Here is a 14,634-nt window from a genome sequence, read left to right on the forward strand (position 1 = left end):
CAGCCGTCATTCTGGCGGCAGGCGCGAGTTGTCCTTCTTGCGCCACGTCCCCAACCAGCGCGAAATCCGGCCCTTGCGTTCGGCCACATCGGCCTGCACCTCGTCCACGCGGTGACCGGCCGCATCCAACAGCGGATCAACCGAACGTTCGCGAAACTGGCGCCACATGGCACGTATAAACAACAGCAGGGCGGCAAGACAGATAAAGAAGAAGATATTGAACCAGGGGATGATCGTCACGTTCGGGCTATCCACCGGACGGATCGCAATGGCGTTGGGGAAGGCCGAGATATATTCATTCCGCCAACCATAATGGGTCATCACAGCCCATTTGGGCGTTTCCGAGGTCGAGCGCAGATCATCGGCTTCGGTTTGCAGATTGGCCGTATCGAACTTGAAATAGAACGGCCACGAAAAGCCTGTATCCTCATTCCGGTAAACCATGGGCTCTGTCGCCTCGCGCGGGATAAAGCCCAGCAGGAATGTGCGCCGTTTGACCGTCTGAATGAACTGCACATCGCGGTTAATCAATTCGGCGGACTGGTCATCCGGGCGCGCCCAGAACATACGCGTCCAGTCGTTCAGATCCTGCCGCTCCTGATAAGTGTTCACAACGCGGACCACATCGTGCTGCGGCAGCGCATAATGCGCGATTGTCGCAAAAATCAACAGAAACAATATCCGCAGGGTGATCTTGATCTTGCGCATCATAATTCCTCAGCTGGCATTGATGACATAAGTCACAATCGAAAAGAAAACCACCGGCACCACGTAAACAAGGGCAATCAGCTTGGGCCTGATCGAGCTGTTATATTCGGCCATACCCTCAGCGATAAAGGCCTCCCGCATCGCCTCGTCGGCACCTTCGGGCGGATTGGCATCGAATTCCTTTTCCAACCGCTCCTTGCGCACCGACCGCGAATAAAGCGAGACCGAAAAATACACGATGCTTAGCGCCACAAAACCGATCACAACAAGTCTGACAAACTGCATCAGTTTCTCCTCGCCACAGACCCCCAGGGGCCAACACGCGTAATCAAATCAGGTTGGGGGACCGCCTGCGGTTCCTCCATCGGGGCCTCGTGACCAAACAGGGCATCGCGCGTCCCCGCCTTATCGACTTGGTATTCGCGATCAAGAAAATCAACGACATAGGCCTTTTTTTCCTCGGGCCACTTGGCGTAGGCGCGATAAAACACCTCCTTGTGGCAGATAAACAACTGCCGCACGTCCAGCGGCGTCATCTCCGCCAGCAGCATGTTTACCAGATCGGCATCCACATGTGGCTTGGCCCGCAGCGTATAGAAATAGGACGGATGTTCCGACGATATCTTCGGCCACGGCCCATCCTCTTCGGCCCAGCGCGCCAACGCCGCCAACCCTTGCCACGCTTCCGGCAGCAACTTGGCATATTGCCGCCCCAACCGGCGCAGATCACGCCGGGTCGCCCCTGTCAGATCCTCTTTCATGGAGGCCGCAACCGCCATCACGATGAAATCCATCTTCTGATGCAGGATCGCGGCGGCGTCGATGCCGCGCGCATCGGTAATCGGCTCAACCAGATCATTCAGGTTCAGAAATTTCGCAATCGCCGACCGTTCGCTGAAATCAAAGACGTAGGGGATCGGCAGCTTGCCCACTTTTCCCTTGTTGCCCGCCACAATCGCCGCCGGATGTTCGACCCCGCGAAAGACATAGATGCCCCCGAAATGGTCGGTCCAGAAATTGTCCTGCGCAAATTCCATGTGCTTCAACCGCACCGGGTTACGCACCACATCACCGGTCTGCTTGGCCATGCCAATCATCTCGGCAATCAGCACATCATCATACCAGGCGTCCTGTTCGGTCTTGAACCGATCAATCATCTGGCCCAGCTTTTCGGCATTGGCCACCGTGCCGCTGGTCGTATCGGCCTCGATCCTGACCTTGCGGATATCAAACAGGCGGGCGGGGCTGTCGGCCACATAGACCGAATTCACCATCTCACCCGCCACAGCATCGCGCGCGGTCAGTGCAAAAAGCTGCTGTCGGTTTTCCTCGATAAACTGCTTGAGGATCCCGCGCGAGGTGGAAAACTTCGCATTGAGCAGCGGTGCATTCGCCTGTTCGGTGGTCAGCAGGATGAACTGACGATTCACACCCTTGTGGTTCAGATACAGATCATCGCCAAATTCATCGCCGATTTCAGGGCTATACCCCGAAATATCGACATGAAAATCCGACAGCGTCGTCTGACGGCCCGTCAAATGCTTGAGCGCACGATTATAGCGCTCCACCAAAATCGGTGAATCCACCCGGATCAGGTTGCCGAACATCAGGCCTTTTTCGATCAGTCGGTGCATTCTACTCATTCACCTCCGGCAGTTCTTCAAGAAATCCATCTCGGAGATAGAATTGATAGTTCAAAAACTGCAGCCCCAGGTTACGTGCGGCGATGGCTTCGGTCCGCGCAATGTAAGAGCGATCAAGCGGATTATCCCGATCAAGAAACTGGTCCACAAACCTGTCAGACGCCTTTCCGTCAATCGCTATATCATCGATAGCTTCAAGAAATGCGTCAAACGCGGTCGGCGACATATTCGCCTCCAATCGCCATCTGGAAACGGATATTGCCATCTCCCATGCCTGCTTTTCGGCGGTCCAGCAGGTTTCACGCGCCAGATTTGCATCAGATATGGACCCCCAGGTCGATCCCATGCACGATCTGTAAACAGCATTAAGGCAATTCTCGGGCCAGACAAAGTTCTCGGACAGACAAACCTCCAGTGTCTGATACGGCAGATCATCCGACGTGTCGGCCTGCGCATGCGACGATGCTACAACGGCCAGTGCAATCCATGAAAGATATGTTGCGCGCAATGCTACCACGTCTCTTTCACCCATTTCCGCGGCAAGCCCGCCACCGACAATATCATGATCGGCGCCCAGATGATGGCTGACATCAAGGCCAGCCGACCAAAGAACACCACATTGGCCGCCAACCCCGGCTCCATGATCTGCGCCATTCTAACCCCCTGCCACAAATAGAGGCAGAAAAAGAACCCGCCCGAGATCACCACCAACAATACCGCTGACAAAAATGCGTTGAGCAGCAGCGGCGTCACCCCTTCGGGCAACACCCGCCCCAACAGGCGCGGCACGATAAACGCCAAAATCGCCAGAACGACGGCAGGCAGGAACAGGCTGTCGGAAACCGCGGCCATTCTAGTGCCCACCGTCCCGGGCTTGGCCCGGGACCTTTGACGGAAGCCCAAGTAGAGGTCCGGGGTCAAACCCGGGACGGTGCCGCAGAATGATCACCCTTTGCTCTCCAGATAACGTTTTTTTGCAATCTCCTGACGGCCAAAGTCACGCACCATCGCGTCAATCGCCACTTCGTCCGATTTGTCGGCATAGCGGAACTCACTATCGGCATAGCGGTTAATCTCCTGGATCACCATGTCCACCGTGATCGGCTGGCGCAGTTCGGAAATCATTCCCTTCTTGGTCTCGTAGTCCTTGAACAGAAACAGATCAGGCTCCTCCATCCACTCATCCGGCAGTTCGAAATCCATCGCGCGGACCTTCACCGCATCGGTGATGTTTTTGATCGCGCGCCCCGTGAACCGCTCATCGGCCTCCTGAATGCCCTTCAGATAGGTGCCCAGCTTGGCAATCGTGTCCAATTCACCGATCTGGGAATGCACCCGTTCAAACACCCGCTGCAGCCCCTCTTCGTGGGGCCGGGCATGGCTTTCGAACGATGCTGCCACCGCCTTCTTGATCTCCTGCGCGCTGAATACCTCGTGTTCGCCCACCGGGATGTCGTGGTTCTTGCCCATCAAAAGATAAAGGATATCGATGTAATCATCCCGCGTCTGCGGGCCGTCCACCAGGAACCTGGCCCCGGCACGTTGGCGAAGCGCGTCATCCACATTCTCCGGATAGTTCGAAAACATCCCGAACGTGCAATTGCCTCGGACGACGGTATTCGCCCCAGCAAAACTCTCCATCAGAACAGCCGTAATCTCCAACTGCCCGGCAGAGGATTGGCGATCACCCCGTTTCCCCGCCAACTGGTCAATATCGTCAATCGTCCCAAACCCGATCACATGCGGATCCAGGACGTTGTTGATAAACGCCTTCGCATTCTGGCCAGACTTGCCTTGATAGCTGTCGATATTCTCCGTGCTCAGGTTCTGATAGCGAAACGGATAGCCCGCCACCTTGCAGTAGTCATTGACCAGACCGGCCATCATCTGGATCAGTGTGGTCTTGCCCGTGCCCGGCTTACCATCCCCCATGAAGGTAAAGATGAACCCGCCAAGTTCGGCAAACGGGTTCAACCGCCGCTCAAAATCATAGGCCATCAGCATCTTCGACAGCTTCATCGCCTGATACTTGGCAATATGGTTGCCCACGACCTCATTGGGCTTCTTGAAGGTCATGGTCAGGGTGCTGCCCTTGGCCTTGCGGGCGGGGCTGAACCCGTCGATGACAAAATCATCCGCCTCCACCCTCCAGGCGGAATTGTTGAACGATTCCAAGCGGCCCGCCGTGCTGGCGCGGCTCGCGACCTTGTCCATCAGCTGCTCGGCATAGGCCAGCATCGTGGCTATTAGCGTGCCCTCATCCTTGGCAAACTGGGCAAGCTTTTGGTCCAGTTCCCAAATGGCGCCATGCAATGCAAGGGGCGCGTTGTCCGTCAGCACCTCATCGACCGACCCCACCTCGACACTCACCTCAGTCGCCTGCGGTGCCAGCAGGAACGACGTAGCATTGGCAAAGGTATAAAGGGCAACCAGCGATTCAGCCGCCAGAAATTCAGTAAATTCGGCCGACCGATCCGCAGACAGCCGGCCTTCCAGATTGATGCGCTTGAGTTCGGTCAACGGGGTCTGGTCCGCATAGGCATCAGCCACAGTCAAGGCGATAGACACCGCACGACGCAGCGCATGGGCCACCGCCGCCTGGGCGGGCGATGTCAGCGGATCATCATCGTCAGCTTCCGCAATCCGGTCCAGCAAACGAACACCGCCAGACGGGGCAGATGTGCGCGACAGCAAACCGGGCGTGGTCGAACGGAACCGGCGACGGGTGGCGGCCACATCGGGGGATTTCTCGGGCGTCTGAACAGACAGGCGGGCCTGCGCCAGCCGGGGGGTATGATCCAGCTGCATCAGCATTTCCGCCGCGGGCACGTAATGCTTGCGGATATCATCCTCGCGCAGTTCCATCTGATCACTTGTCTGGCTCATGGTCTCTCCGGCTTTATGGGGAATTCAAAATATCTTGGTGTTCTGACAACGCCACCTGCCGGGCAATCGCCTGGGTATCGACAGGAAAGGACGTATTGCCAGCAAAGTCATCAACGGGAAAACGCGGGGTCGGATCGGCAGCACGGGCACAGGCGGCAAGGCCGATCAACATCACCAAACGAAAGCCCATATTTTCCTCCTTTGCCACATCGTAAGATGGGTCTTGACCCATCCTAACGATAGCTCAACACCCGCCCGCTATCGCTGACCACAAATTTGCGCACGTCCCGAAACCCCGGTGGGTTCCGCTCTGCCAATGCCTGATAGGGGCGTTCGGGCATGATCAGCGACCGTTCCATCCGCGATGCCCCCGTCTCTGTCCCGCCGCCCTCAAACGGGTCGAGGGCAAAGATCTGGCGTTCCACCGTGCCGAACCAGCCCGATTTCACATGCTCCACTCGATCCGACACAAGCTCTTCCTCGGTCCAGACGAGCGCCCAATCCTCACCCACCGGGGCCTTGGCCGCCTCCAGCACCTCGCGCAGCGGACCCGTCTGGCGGGTAAAAGCGTGCGAGTACATCGGGCCAATATGGAAACGGCGCAGCCGGACAGGATGCAAATCGCCAAAATCCTCATCAAACCCCTTGGCGATGGTCAGCAGCTTCAGATGCGCCACCGATTGCGCCATCAGATGGGCCTGCACTTCGGGCCAGCGGCGTTCATCCTTCGGCAGGCCGGTGCGGCCCGTATCCTCCAGATCCATCAGATAGATCGTCGGCAGGTTCACCTGGCTGTCATAGACCGCCCAATGCACTTGAAACAAACGCCGGTCGCCCTTGTTTTCGATCCAGACCGCCTGTGGATCATTGCGCGCCCAGAACTGGTCACCGCGCAACAACTCCTCGTAATACAGCCGCTGTGACAGCGCATATTGCAGCTTGGTCGGGATTTCCTGTTCGGACAGGATCACACGCACCATCTGATCCTTCAGCGCCTCGGCAGACGGTTGCGAGGCCAGATGCCGCTCTGCCTGCAGCGCATCATTGGCCATCTCCAACAGCTCCTGATAGACAGGAAACCCGCTTTCACGCCGGTCAAATGTCAGCGATCCCGCATGCGCAAAACGGCCAGAGAAATGGTATTTGTGCGACAGGGCGGTAAAGGTCCAGTTGAGGCCCACCAGATAGCGCGCCAAGGCCTCGATATCAGTGCGCGAAAACCGCCCCTCCGCCTCCATCGTCGCGGCGACCTTGGTCAGATAACCTGTGATCTTGGCAAACTTGCCAAAATACCGACGCGTGACGCGGGTGTCTTCCAGCTTCATGTGATCGGCTTGGAGGTCAGATGGCGCCGTCACGATCATTCCCCTCCTGATCAATATGCATCCACCACCGCCAGAAGGGCGCGGCAAAGCCATTCAATATTCTTTCTCGCGGTGTAGCTCCAAACGTCGAAAGTTGCGAATATCGCACGGCGTGGAACCACATCCACCGGTGGGCTAGCCGCCCGAGGACCCCAAACAGCAGCGCCAATGCGGAAAAGGCTATGAGAAGCGTGCAGATTATAGCGAAAACCTGGGCCACCGGAATGTTTCCGACCGAACCAGAGAGGTACGCAGCACCAAGAGCAGACGCGCCAATCAAAAGCGATAGAAGGCCAAAACATGCCGTCCGGCGGATTTGGCCACCGAAGCTCAGATGTCTATCTTTGTTGTGTGCATGGCTCAAAACTCAGCACCCTATGCTGACGCAGTCCCGGGCTTGACCCGGGACCTCTGCCTTGTGACCAAGAGGTCCCGGATCAAGTCCGGGACGGGAGATCATCAAGACTCGACCCCATATTCATTGCTGTCATGCTTCTCCACGATCTTCTGGAACCGGCGGATAAAGCGTTCATCCGCTTTCGCCTTCTGCTCCAGCACTTCGCGGGCGAACACCATGTGATCCTCATGCGCTTCCAGCATGTCCGCCATCCGGGCATTCGTGGCAGACCCAATGGCAGCCATGGCCGTCTGTGCTTCCTGGTCGGTCTGCACCCCGATCTCGTTGATTTGGTGGGCCACATCCTGCTGCTGCGCGGTTTTCAATGACTTCGACAGGGCATCATACAAAACCACCCGCTGCTTGGTATCCGTCTGCAGCTTGTTGATCAGCACCATCTGGGTCGCTGCCTGGTTCTGCAGTGAATCGATCCAGGTCTTGCCCTTCTCGATATAGCGTTCCAGCGTCTGGGATTTCGCCAACTGAACCTGCTCTTGCTGAACCATCTCATTGTACTGGCCGTTCAGCGCCTGCAGTTCGGTCTCAAGCTTGGTGCGGGCGGCGGCATCCTGTTCCACCGAAATCTTGCCTTCCAGCTCGATGATCTTCGGATCCATCGCCAGAATATCGGCGCGCAGCCCTTCCAGGGTCGATACGGTCTCTTCCCGCTCAACCAATGTGCCGGACAGGTTCTTTTCCACGCTTGTCTTCTGCTCGTTCAACACGGCCAACTGGCTTTCCAGCAATTTCAGGATGACATCAGATTTCGAAATCAGATCTTGCAGCTTGTCATCGACAGACGCGGTGCGCATCCGTTCCTGACGCATGCTGTCGGCCTTTGCCTTGCTGAAAAACCCAATAAGGCTCTCCATCCCGGTCTTTGAGCGCATCTCGTCAAAGTCCTTGGAAAACGCAGACGTGACATCATCCAGACCCATGATCAGTTCCGCGATATTGGCATTCATCAGCTCGGTGTGCTGATGCACGTCCTCTAGGCTGGCATTTTCGATATCGACCGAAATGTCGGTGCCCTGCGCCATCTTGGTGCGGGCGGTTTCAATGCGGCTGGTCAATTCGGAAATCTTGCTTTGGGCTTCCGCCACCTGCTTTTGCGATTCCTCAATCTGGGTTTCAAAATTCGCCATATCGGGCTCCTGAATAACACTGTCCTGCAACTTATATGGGTACGAGGGCATTGAAGGGAATAGCGCATGAGGCCAAGCGCCCGGGAATAGGGCACAATAGCTGCCCATTCGCAACGTATCGAGGCGCATTGACAAGGCAAAGGGGTTGCGCGGATGAATGGCAGGCCGACCAAATTGGAAACCAGCGCCATGACCAACCTGCTCCTCCCCGTGACCAAGGATGCGGTCACCCCCGAAACTGACCGGCCCGCACCGGAAAAACTGATCGCGGGCGACCCCGTCTTTACCACCTGGAATATCGAGGAACGGGACGGGCTTTATGCCGGTATCTGGCAGGCCACTCCGGGAAAATGGCGGATCCGCTATGATGAATGGGAATATTTCCGCATGATCGCGGGCGTTTCCGTCATCACCGGCGATGACGGTACAGCCGTCACGCTGCGGGCCGGCGACAGCTATGTCATCCGGCCCGGTTTCAGCGGCACATGGGACGTGGTGGAAACCACGATCAAGGATTACGTGATCCGGCTCTAGACGTCGCCGAACCCGTCAAACTGCGGCGGGCGGTCCAGTGCTTCGGCCTCCGGCCCCAGCAGTTCATCGGGGGAAATGATCTTGGGCGGCAACTCGATCCCACGCTCGTAATTCTCCGGATCAACGCGCAGAGATTCCTCACGCGACCGGATATGCACCTTCATCGGCACGTCAATCTGGTCATACAGGTGGATCGCATCCTGATTGAACAGACGGATACACCCGGCTGAACCGGAATTCCCGATTGATTCCAGATCATTCGTGCCATGAATGCGATAAAACGTATCGCGGCTGCCGCGATACAGATACAGCGCCCGCGCGCCCAGCGGGCTGCGCAGGCCACCGGGGATACCGGCACGGAAGGGCCCGTAAACCTCTGGCTCGGTGCGCAGCATATTTCGGGTGGGCGTCCAGCCCGGCCATTTCCGCTTCAGCTTGATGGTGGCACTGCCACGGATAGATCGGCCCGCGCGACCAACGCCAACAGGATAGCGTGTGGTCGTCCCATCTGGGCGCACATGGTACAAAAACTTCGCATAAGGATCGACATCCAGCGTATTTGGACCCTGTTCCCCGTTGTAAATGCCAGACATCCGGCGATTCACACCCTGCAGATATCTGTCGGGAATACCGGGCAGGTTGTACCCCGCATCCTGGATCGGGCCGTAACCCTCGACGAACTGCGGAAGTTCAGACAGGGGCGGCGGGGCCGCTGGCCGCGCGCAGGCCGCCGTGGTTGCCAGCATCATGGCCCCAAATGACCGTCTGGTCATATTTGTCGTCATCGTCATCAATAAGCACCCTGTTTCAAGCGAATCCCCTCTTAACACCCGGACGACACAAGGCAAAACACCACCCGGCGACTTTCCAGACACATATGTTGCAAAACGTCACACTCTGCGGCCCAGTTCCCGAAATTGTTACAGTGTTACGGCGCGTTCACGGCGATATCAGCCTGACCTGCCCATTGTTTCAGCTTCTGTTTCAAAGCTGACAAAGACTGTCACCCTTGTGTGAGGGGGCTGCACAGCCAGCCCGAAACCCCCGATAAAGCCCCCGGAACAACCGCATACACTCGCATACAAAGGAACGCTCGCCATGAAAAACACTGTCTTCACCGTTCTCGCCGCCGGGGCTTTCGCCACCATCGCATTCGACGCATTCGGCCAGGGTCTGTCACCGCTCTTTGGCTATGCCAAGCTTGCCCCAGTCGGCCTCGCCAACCAGACGATCAAGACCGTCTTCGGGGCCAGCCCCTCCGGACTCGCCCATCTGCTGCACGTCTTTACCGGCATGGTCGCCTACACGCTGGGCTATCTGCTGGTCGCACGCCCGTTGCAAAAGCGCATCATGCCGTCCCTGCCATGGGTCGCGACCGCCACGGCCTATGGCGTCGTCCTCTGGGTCTTTGCGCTCTACGTCATGGCGCATCTGGTGGCTGGCAACAAACCCTTCCTCGGCTTCACCGGGATCACCTGGGTCGCACTCTGGGGTCACATCGTCTTCGCCCTCGTCGCCGCATGGGTGATGGAGGCGCGCGGGATCGTCAAAGCACCTGCCACGCTGCAACCCGCCCAAGCCTGAAAACCACGCTCCCTCCTCTGAACGAAACAGCCGAGCTCCGCCCGGTTGTCTTCGTTTTAAGATCGACGAGACGAAACATCGGTTTTGCGGACAAAGCCGCCTACTGCAAAAGCAGCTATTGCCGACGCAGAAACACCCTGCAGGTGCAGCGTCACTCATGTGACGGCGCAGCAGAACTCCTCCAAGCAGTAGTTCCAGCAGACTGATCTTCGTAGATACGGATCTTTTCCAGCTAGCTGCAGGTGCAACCAATGCTCACGGCAAGCTTCACTCTGCTGTTTGCCGCCGCCTGAAAAGCTCCACCATGGCAATGCTTCGCCCGTGCGTGCCTGGTGAACCGTTGCGCTGAACACATCATGCACACGGATCAACACGGTCTTGGGACAACGCACAGAGCTGAGCAAATAGTTCATCCGCTTCCTGTTTCGCCAGATCCGAAATTGTTTCGATCTTGAGAAGATGAAAGCGGCGACTGGTCGCTGGGCCGACATTCATCAAGCTCGAGAGTTCATCATCTTTCGCTTTAGTTGCAGCATGGGCTGAAATGGCTTTCGTCATGTTGGTACCTCAAATTGTGAAGTGTCGTTTTGCTTGTTTCTGAGAAGATCGACGCGCCAGTTCACGCTGTCGATCATCAGTCGATAGGCCAGCAGTCGAAAAGGTTCCGGGACGGTTGCGATAGAGCGAGCTGGAATAGTAGTCAGCCGGTTCATCCCAGATGCCGTGATCATCTGTAACCGCAGCCATCTGCTCAAATGCTTCTTCGTCGATGTTGAGGTCGGCGCTCGCTTGACCATCATTTAGCGCAACCGAGAAACCGATTGCCCAGCCTCGCTCAGACATTTCGGCCACCTCGGCCCTATGCAGAGGCAAATCGTTGATGAAGCTATCGATACGCCGCCACTTCCCCTCGATCTCCACTTCGATCCAGGAATACGAGATGCTCTGTGGCATCAGCCAGTAAGCAAGCCCGGTAAAGAAACCACGTTGGATGTCCTTAGTGATCAGTGAAAAATTTATGAGGGCCGGGATGTTTGCCGCGCGGCACAAAGCCAGCAACAAGGTCGCTTTCGTATTGCATTGACCAACCCCTGTTTCGAGGGTTTCGGACGCTGACACAAAATCACCTTTGGCCGGAAATCCAAAAAGGATCTCATCGCGGACAAACAAGAACAGCCGCTCAAGCCAAGCTCTGTTAGTGTTGGCACCTGCCGTCAGCCGTTCTGCCGCCGTTATAACGCGCGGATGATTTGCATCAGCGAGTGTCTGCTTCATCTTCATCCTTTCCTCTGGTCCTGCAATCGAACTATCATCTTGCTCAAATGGGGAATTGATTGTGATCAACCTTTGATCGCGGCTTCACGACAAATTGCGACTAAGAAACCCGTGAGTCGGGGCTTCCACAGATACTGAACTTTGTTTCACCCCGTCAGATCTATGCCCTGCTTTCGCAATTGCCCCGATAAGAAAAACGCTTATGACACAACACAAGCCATGCTATGGGACGATTTTTCACGACAGTCTGCACTTCACAGTCAACGATGACATGCAAGACAAAGTCTTTTGGTTTGAACTGGACACAGCAGGGCTGACGCGATCCGACAGGAGCATTCAAACCAACGTTGCCGAATGGGATGAGTGCACTGCCTGCCCAGAATTTGATCACTGCAATAAGCTTTGTATGGCGAAGTTGGCTCTAGAGTCGGCGATATCAAACAAATAAACTGCCCACTGGCCTTTCTCACAGTTTCGGCGAGGCGTCATCATCGTGTTTCGAGATGCAATGCGTTCGGGTTCAGCCAGTCTCACTTGCGTTGGTTTAGATCATGTCCTCCATCTTCGGCACCTCTAGACGGCAAGAAACAACGGGATTGATCTAAGAAGGAAGCTACCCCTTGGAAGAATCTTTTGCCTGGCTCAATGATCAACTGCTGCGCATGCAGTGGCTGTCGGATTTGCTCACATGGACCTAGCAGGACGGTTTGGGGCTGGACATGACCACGCGGGTTGCTGGCAGTGTTCATTTCTTCATCTACGACGTGATCAAGATCTTCATTCTGCTTTCTGTGCTGATCTTCTCCATCTCATACGTTCAAAGCTATTTTCCGCCAGAACGCACCCGTCGGGTACTGGGGCAAACACACTTGCAGCACTTCTAGGAACGCTCACGCCCTTCTGCTCATGCTCTTCAATACCCTGTTTATAGGCTTCACGAGCGCCGGACTGCCGCTATCGGTGACGTTCTCGTTCTTGATTTCCTCGCCATTGGTTGATCTTGCTTCGGTGATCCTGCTCGCCAATATTCTCAACTGGACCATAGCGCTGAGCTATGTCATCGTCGGCCTGACCCTCGCGGCTCTTGGCGGCACAGTCATCCGATGTCTGAGGCTTGCTGGCCAAGTAGAGCCCTTCGTATTTCAAAGTCTGGTCAGCGATCATGACAATGACGGTCAAATCAGTCGTGGGGAACGGTTGGCCTATGCTCGAGATCAGGTCTCGGATACTGTTCACAGAATTTGGCTATACGTTCTGATTGGTGTTGGAATCGGGGCTTCGATCCACAACTGGATCCCGGGAGTTTTATTGCTGCCACATTGGGTCAGGACAGATGGTGGTCGGTATTCGTTGCGACGCTTGATGGCGTCCCGATGTATGCGGACATCTTCGGCACATTGCCGATCGCCAAAGCGCTTGTTCAAAAGGGCGTCGGTGTCGGCACAGCACTCGCGTTCATGATGTCGTTGACGGCGCTTTCATTGCCATCGATGATAATGCTTAAACGCGTCTTGAAGCTTCCCTTGCTAGCCTTTTTTGTCGGTATCGTGACCGCCGGTATCATTGTGATTGGCTACCTCTTTAACAGCGCAACATACCTGCTCATTTAACCGGGAGATACGTTATGCACATCAAGATTTTGGGATCAGGCTGCAAAAAGTGTGTGGCTTTGGCTGACAAACTCTGGCTGCCGCAAAGGCCGCCGGGATCGACGTTAAGATCGAGAAGGTCACAGACGTTGCTGCCATTGCGGGCTATGGTGTGATGTCGACGCCGGGGTTGGTGATTGACGAGAAGGTGGTTTCATCCGGGCGCGTCTTGAATGCCGCCGAGGTTGGAGAGCTGCTGACAAGTGCTTAGTCAAAGCGTGGCTACGCAAAGCACTTGATAAAATTCAACACGACCGTGCTATCGCAACGCTAAGTCACGCCATCGGTTACAATCCCTATTGGCCCGCGCAGAACAAATTATCTGTGGGGAACTGAAACCGCTTCAGGCGTCGTGCCGATTGGCAACCTGTCGGTGCCGCCCTCAAGAAGCACCGGCATGATGATGGAGACACGGTATGTCAAACTTGCGAACGACTGTCTCGCGAACAGTTTCCACTGTCGCAGAGGCGCTTTCGGGTGGATCATTCAGCAGCAAATCGGACGGCAGGACGTTCTCAGATCCCTATCACCCGTTTCGATCAGAAGCGTTGATGCAAGAGTATCTGGCGTTCTATGACACGCGCGCCTTACGATGGCCAATTGCATCGGAAGAACGGTTGGTTGAGACGACTTCCGGCACAACATTCCTCAGAGTCCAAGGGCCGCCGGATGGGCCACCACTGGTTCTGTTGCCCGGCGATTCCGAGAATTCGCTTGCGTGGATACCAATTATCGCAGCCCTGTCCGAAACCTATCGTACCTATGCGCTGGATCATATCTATGATAGTGGCCGCAGCACATACAGGCGGCGGATGGGGCGCGCCGCAGACCTGACGCAATGGCTGGACGAAGTCCTGAAAGCGCTTGAGCTTAACAAGCCGCATCTGATAGGGCACTCCTTTGGCGGCTGGCAGGCCGCGCTTTATGCGCGTGATTACCCGGATGCGCTGGCAAGCCTCATTCTGCTCTCACCGGCTGCGACTATTCTTCCACCCTCAATGGGCCTGTTGGCGCGCGCAATCCTGCATGGGCTTTTGCCAATCCGTGCCTATACCAAATACTACATGTACTGGTACGATCCCGTCGGCGCCGGCGATGACCAGACCCGCCCGATGATCGACGAACTGATTGAAGACGCTATGCTGGCCAGGCGCTGCTTCAAGCGTAGAAATCTTATCTTGCCGAGTGTGCTGTCAGATGATGATTGGCAATGCATCAAAGCGCCGACGTTTTTCCTCGTTGGTGAAAACGAGGTGACCTATGCAGCCAAGGATGCGATCACCAAGCTGCATCGCGTTGCACCAGAAATCCAAACCGCAATCGCGCCGGGAGCAGATCATCATCTGACGATCGTCAATCGCCACTGGCTCACGGACAAAGTGCTTGGGTTTTTGAGCGATCAAGAGGTAGCCAAGCAATCAGTGTCCTAAACGGCAAGCTTGAAAAAAC

The 14,634-nt window shown here is 56.1% G+C and carries 17 protein-coding genes and 1 pseudogene; 6 read left to right on the forward strand and 12 right to left on the reverse strand.

Features of this window, described 5'->3' with window-relative positions:
• Positions 1-6 precede the first annotated feature (6 nt).
• The 9 genes from ACFWW4_RS15310 to ACFWW4_RS15350 form a co-directional block, all read right to left on the reverse strand.
• On the reverse strand, positions 7-708 hold the full coding sequence (locus ACFWW4_RS15310; protein WP_393928103.1) for a DUF1523 family protein: 702 nt from the start codon (positions 706-708) through the stop codon (positions 7-9).
• A gap of 9 nt (positions 709-717) precedes the next feature.
• The gene (locus ACFWW4_RS15315; protein ID WP_411891654.1) at positions 718-993 is read right to left on the reverse strand and encodes a hypothetical protein; all 276 of its coding nucleotides are present in this window, start codon (positions 991-993) and stop codon (positions 718-720) included.
• Positions 993-2,342 (reverse strand): DUF6638 family protein, encoded by a 1,350-nt coding sequence (locus ACFWW4_RS15320; protein ID WP_411891699.1) that lies wholly within the window; start codon positions 2,340-2,342, stop codon positions 993-995. Before ACFWW4_RS15320 ends, ACFWW4_RS15315 begins: the two co-directional genes overlap by 1 nt.
• A gap of 1 nt (position 2,343) precedes the next feature.
• Entirely contained in the window at positions 2,344-2,859 is a 516-nt protein-coding gene (locus ACFWW4_RS15325; protein ID WP_411891655.1) for a hypothetical protein, read from the reverse strand.
• Positions 2,860-2,861: 2 nt separating this feature from the next.
• On the reverse strand, positions 2,862-3,203 hold the full coding sequence (locus tag ACFWW4_RS15330; RefSeq protein WP_411891656.1) for a hypothetical protein: 342 nt from the start codon (positions 3,201-3,203) through the stop codon (positions 2,862-2,864).
• A 93-nt stretch (positions 3,204-3,296) separates the two neighbouring features.
• Positions 3,297-5,237: an ATP-binding protein gene (locus tag ACFWW4_RS15335; RefSeq protein WP_411891657.1), complete on the reverse strand. Its 1,941-nt coding sequence runs from the start codon at positions 5,235-5,237 to the stop codon at positions 3,297-3,299.
• Positions 5,238-5,250: 13 nt separating this feature from the next.
• Complete coding sequence (locus ACFWW4_RS15340) at positions 5,251-5,427, reverse strand: hypothetical protein (protein WP_411891658.1); 177 nt, start codon at positions 5,425-5,427, stop codon at positions 5,251-5,253.
• A gap of 43 nt (positions 5,428-5,470) precedes the next feature.
• Positions 5,471-6,601: a hypothetical protein gene (locus ACFWW4_RS15345; protein WP_411891659.1), complete on the reverse strand. Its 1,131-nt coding sequence runs from the start codon at positions 6,599-6,601 to the stop codon at positions 5,471-5,473.
• 459 nt (positions 6,602-7,060) lie between these two features.
• Positions 7,061-8,143: a hypothetical protein gene (locus ACFWW4_RS15350; RefSeq protein WP_411891660.1), complete on the reverse strand. Its 1,083-nt coding sequence runs from the start codon at positions 8,141-8,143 to the stop codon at positions 7,061-7,063.
• A gap of 189 nt (positions 8,144-8,332) precedes the next feature.
• Here ACFWW4_RS15350 and ACFWW4_RS15355 point away from each other — a divergent pair, with 189 nt between their 5' ends.
• Positions 8,333-8,677: a cupin domain-containing protein gene (locus tag ACFWW4_RS15355; protein ID WP_411891661.1), complete on the forward strand. Its 345-nt coding sequence runs from the start codon at positions 8,333-8,335 to the stop codon at positions 8,675-8,677.
• On the opposite strand, the gene ACFWW4_RS15360 is transcribed toward ACFWW4_RS15355, so the two are convergent.
• Positions 8,674-9,468 carry a L,D-transpeptidase gene (locus tag ACFWW4_RS15360; protein WP_411891662.1) on the reverse strand — a complete coding sequence of 265 codons (795 nt, stop codon included), beginning with the start codon at positions 9,466-9,468 and terminating at the stop codon, positions 8,674-8,676. The two genes, ACFWW4_RS15355 and ACFWW4_RS15360, sit on opposite strands and share 4 nt — an antisense overlap.
• 307 nt (positions 9,469-9,775) lie before the next feature.
• Here ACFWW4_RS15360 and ACFWW4_RS15365 point away from each other — a divergent pair, with 307 nt between their 5' ends.
• Positions 9,776-10,261 (forward strand): hypothetical protein, encoded by a 486-nt coding sequence (locus tag ACFWW4_RS15365; RefSeq protein ID WP_411891663.1) that lies wholly within the window; start codon positions 9,776-9,778, stop codon positions 10,259-10,261.
• 354 nt (positions 10,262-10,615) lie between these two features.
• Here ACFWW4_RS15365 and ACFWW4_RS15370 read toward each other — a convergent pair whose 3' ends face one another.
• Together ACFWW4_RS15370 and ACFWW4_RS15375 are read right to left on the reverse strand one after the other, a co-directional pair.
• Entirely contained in the window at positions 10,616-10,819 is a 204-nt protein-coding gene (locus tag ACFWW4_RS15370) for a helix-hairpin-helix domain-containing protein (protein ID WP_411891664.1), read from the reverse strand.
• A gap of 9 nt (positions 10,820-10,828) precedes the next feature.
• Positions 10,829-11,536 carry a transglutaminase-like domain-containing protein gene (locus ACFWW4_RS15375; protein ID WP_411891665.1) on the reverse strand — a complete coding sequence of 236 codons (708 nt, stop codon included), beginning with the start codon at positions 11,534-11,536 and terminating at the stop codon, positions 10,829-10,831.
• A 719-nt stretch (positions 11,537-12,255) separates the two neighbouring features.
• On the opposite strand from ACFWW4_RS15375, the gene ACFWW4_RS15380 reads away from it, so the two are divergent.
• From ACFWW4_RS15380 to ACFWW4_RS15395, 4 genes and pseudogenes are all read left to right on the forward strand, one after another.
• Positions 12,256-12,420 (forward strand): hypothetical protein, encoded by a 165-nt coding sequence (locus ACFWW4_RS15380; RefSeq protein WP_411891666.1) that lies wholly within the window; start codon positions 12,256-12,258, stop codon positions 12,418-12,420.
• 22 nt (positions 12,421-12,442) lie between these two features.
• Positions 12,443-13,146, forward strand: a pseudogene (locus ACFWW4_RS15385) (permease).
• Positions 13,147-13,282: 136 nt separating this feature from the next.
• A complete protein-coding gene (locus tag ACFWW4_RS15390; protein ID WP_411891700.1) occupies positions 13,283-13,396 on the forward strand; it encodes a thioredoxin family protein in 114 nt (37 codons plus the stop codon).
• A 205-nt stretch (positions 13,397-13,601) separates the two neighbouring features.
• A complete protein-coding gene (locus ACFWW4_RS15395; RefSeq protein WP_411891667.1) occupies positions 13,602-14,615 on the forward strand; it encodes an alpha/beta fold hydrolase in 1,014 nt (337 codons plus the stop codon).
• Positions 14,616-14,634 lie beyond the last annotated feature (19 nt).

This window comes from Yoonia sp. SDW83-1 (assembly GCF_046762885.1).
Lineage (GTDB): Bacteria > Pseudomonadota > Alphaproteobacteria > Rhodobacterales > Rhodobacteraceae > Yoonia.

Excerpts from the sequence above, each read along its gene's own strand:
- ACFWW4_RS15340 (WP_411891658.1), bottom strand. The coding sequence starts at position 5,427 with ATGGGCTTTCGTTTGGTGATGTTGATCGGCCTTGCCGCCTGTGCCCGT.
- ACFWW4_RS15375 (WP_411891665.1), bottom strand. The coding sequence starts at position 11,536 with ATGAAGCAGACACTCGCTGATGCAAATCATCCGCGCGTTATAACGGCG.
- ACFWW4_RS15365 (WP_411891663.1), top strand. The coding sequence starts at position 9,776 with ATGAAAAACACTGTCTTCACCGTTCTCGCCGCCGGGGCTTTCGCCACC.
- ACFWW4_RS15320 (WP_411891699.1), bottom strand. The coding sequence starts at position 2,342 with ATGCACCGACTGATCGAAAAAGGCCTGATGTTCGGCAACCTGATCCGG.
- ACFWW4_RS15310 (WP_393928103.1), bottom strand. The coding sequence starts at position 708 with ATGCGCAAGATCAAGATCACCCTGCGGATATTGTTTCTGTTGATTTTT.
- ACFWW4_RS15395 (WP_411891667.1), top strand. The coding sequence starts at position 13,602 with ATGTCAAACTTGCGAACGACTGTCTCGCGAACAGTTTCCACTGTCGCA.
- ACFWW4_RS15355 (WP_411891661.1), top strand. The coding sequence starts at position 8,333 with ATGACCAACCTGCTCCTCCCCGTGACCAAGGATGCGGTCACCCCCGAA.
- ACFWW4_RS15330 (WP_411891656.1), bottom strand. The coding sequence starts at position 3,203 with ATGGCCGCGGTTTCCGACAGCCTGTTCCTGCCTGCCGTCGTTCTGGCG.
- ACFWW4_RS15350 (WP_411891660.1), bottom strand. The coding sequence starts at position 8,143 with ATGGCGAATTTTGAAACCCAGATTGAGGAATCGCAAAAGCAGGTGGCG.
- ACFWW4_RS15370 (WP_411891664.1), bottom strand. The coding sequence starts at position 10,819 with ATGACGAAAGCCATTTCAGCCCATGCTGCAACTAAAGCGAAAGATGAT.
- ACFWW4_RS15315 (WP_411891654.1), bottom strand. The coding sequence starts at position 993 with ATGCAGTTTGTCAGACTTGTTGTGATCGGTTTTGTGGCGCTAAGCATC.
- ACFWW4_RS15380 (WP_411891666.1), top strand. The coding sequence starts at position 12,256 with ATGACCACGCGGGTTGCTGGCAGTGTTCATTTCTTCATCTACGACGTG.
- ACFWW4_RS15345 (WP_411891659.1), bottom strand. The coding sequence starts at position 6,601 with ATGATCGTGACGGCGCCATCTGACCTCCAAGCCGATCACATGAAGCTG.
- ACFWW4_RS15335 (WP_411891657.1), bottom strand. The coding sequence starts at position 5,237 with ATGAGCCAGACAAGTGATCAGATGGAACTGCGCGAGGATGATATCCGC.
- ACFWW4_RS15360 (WP_411891662.1), bottom strand. The coding sequence starts at position 9,468 with ATGACGATGACGACAAATATGACCAGACGGTCATTTGGGGCCATGATG.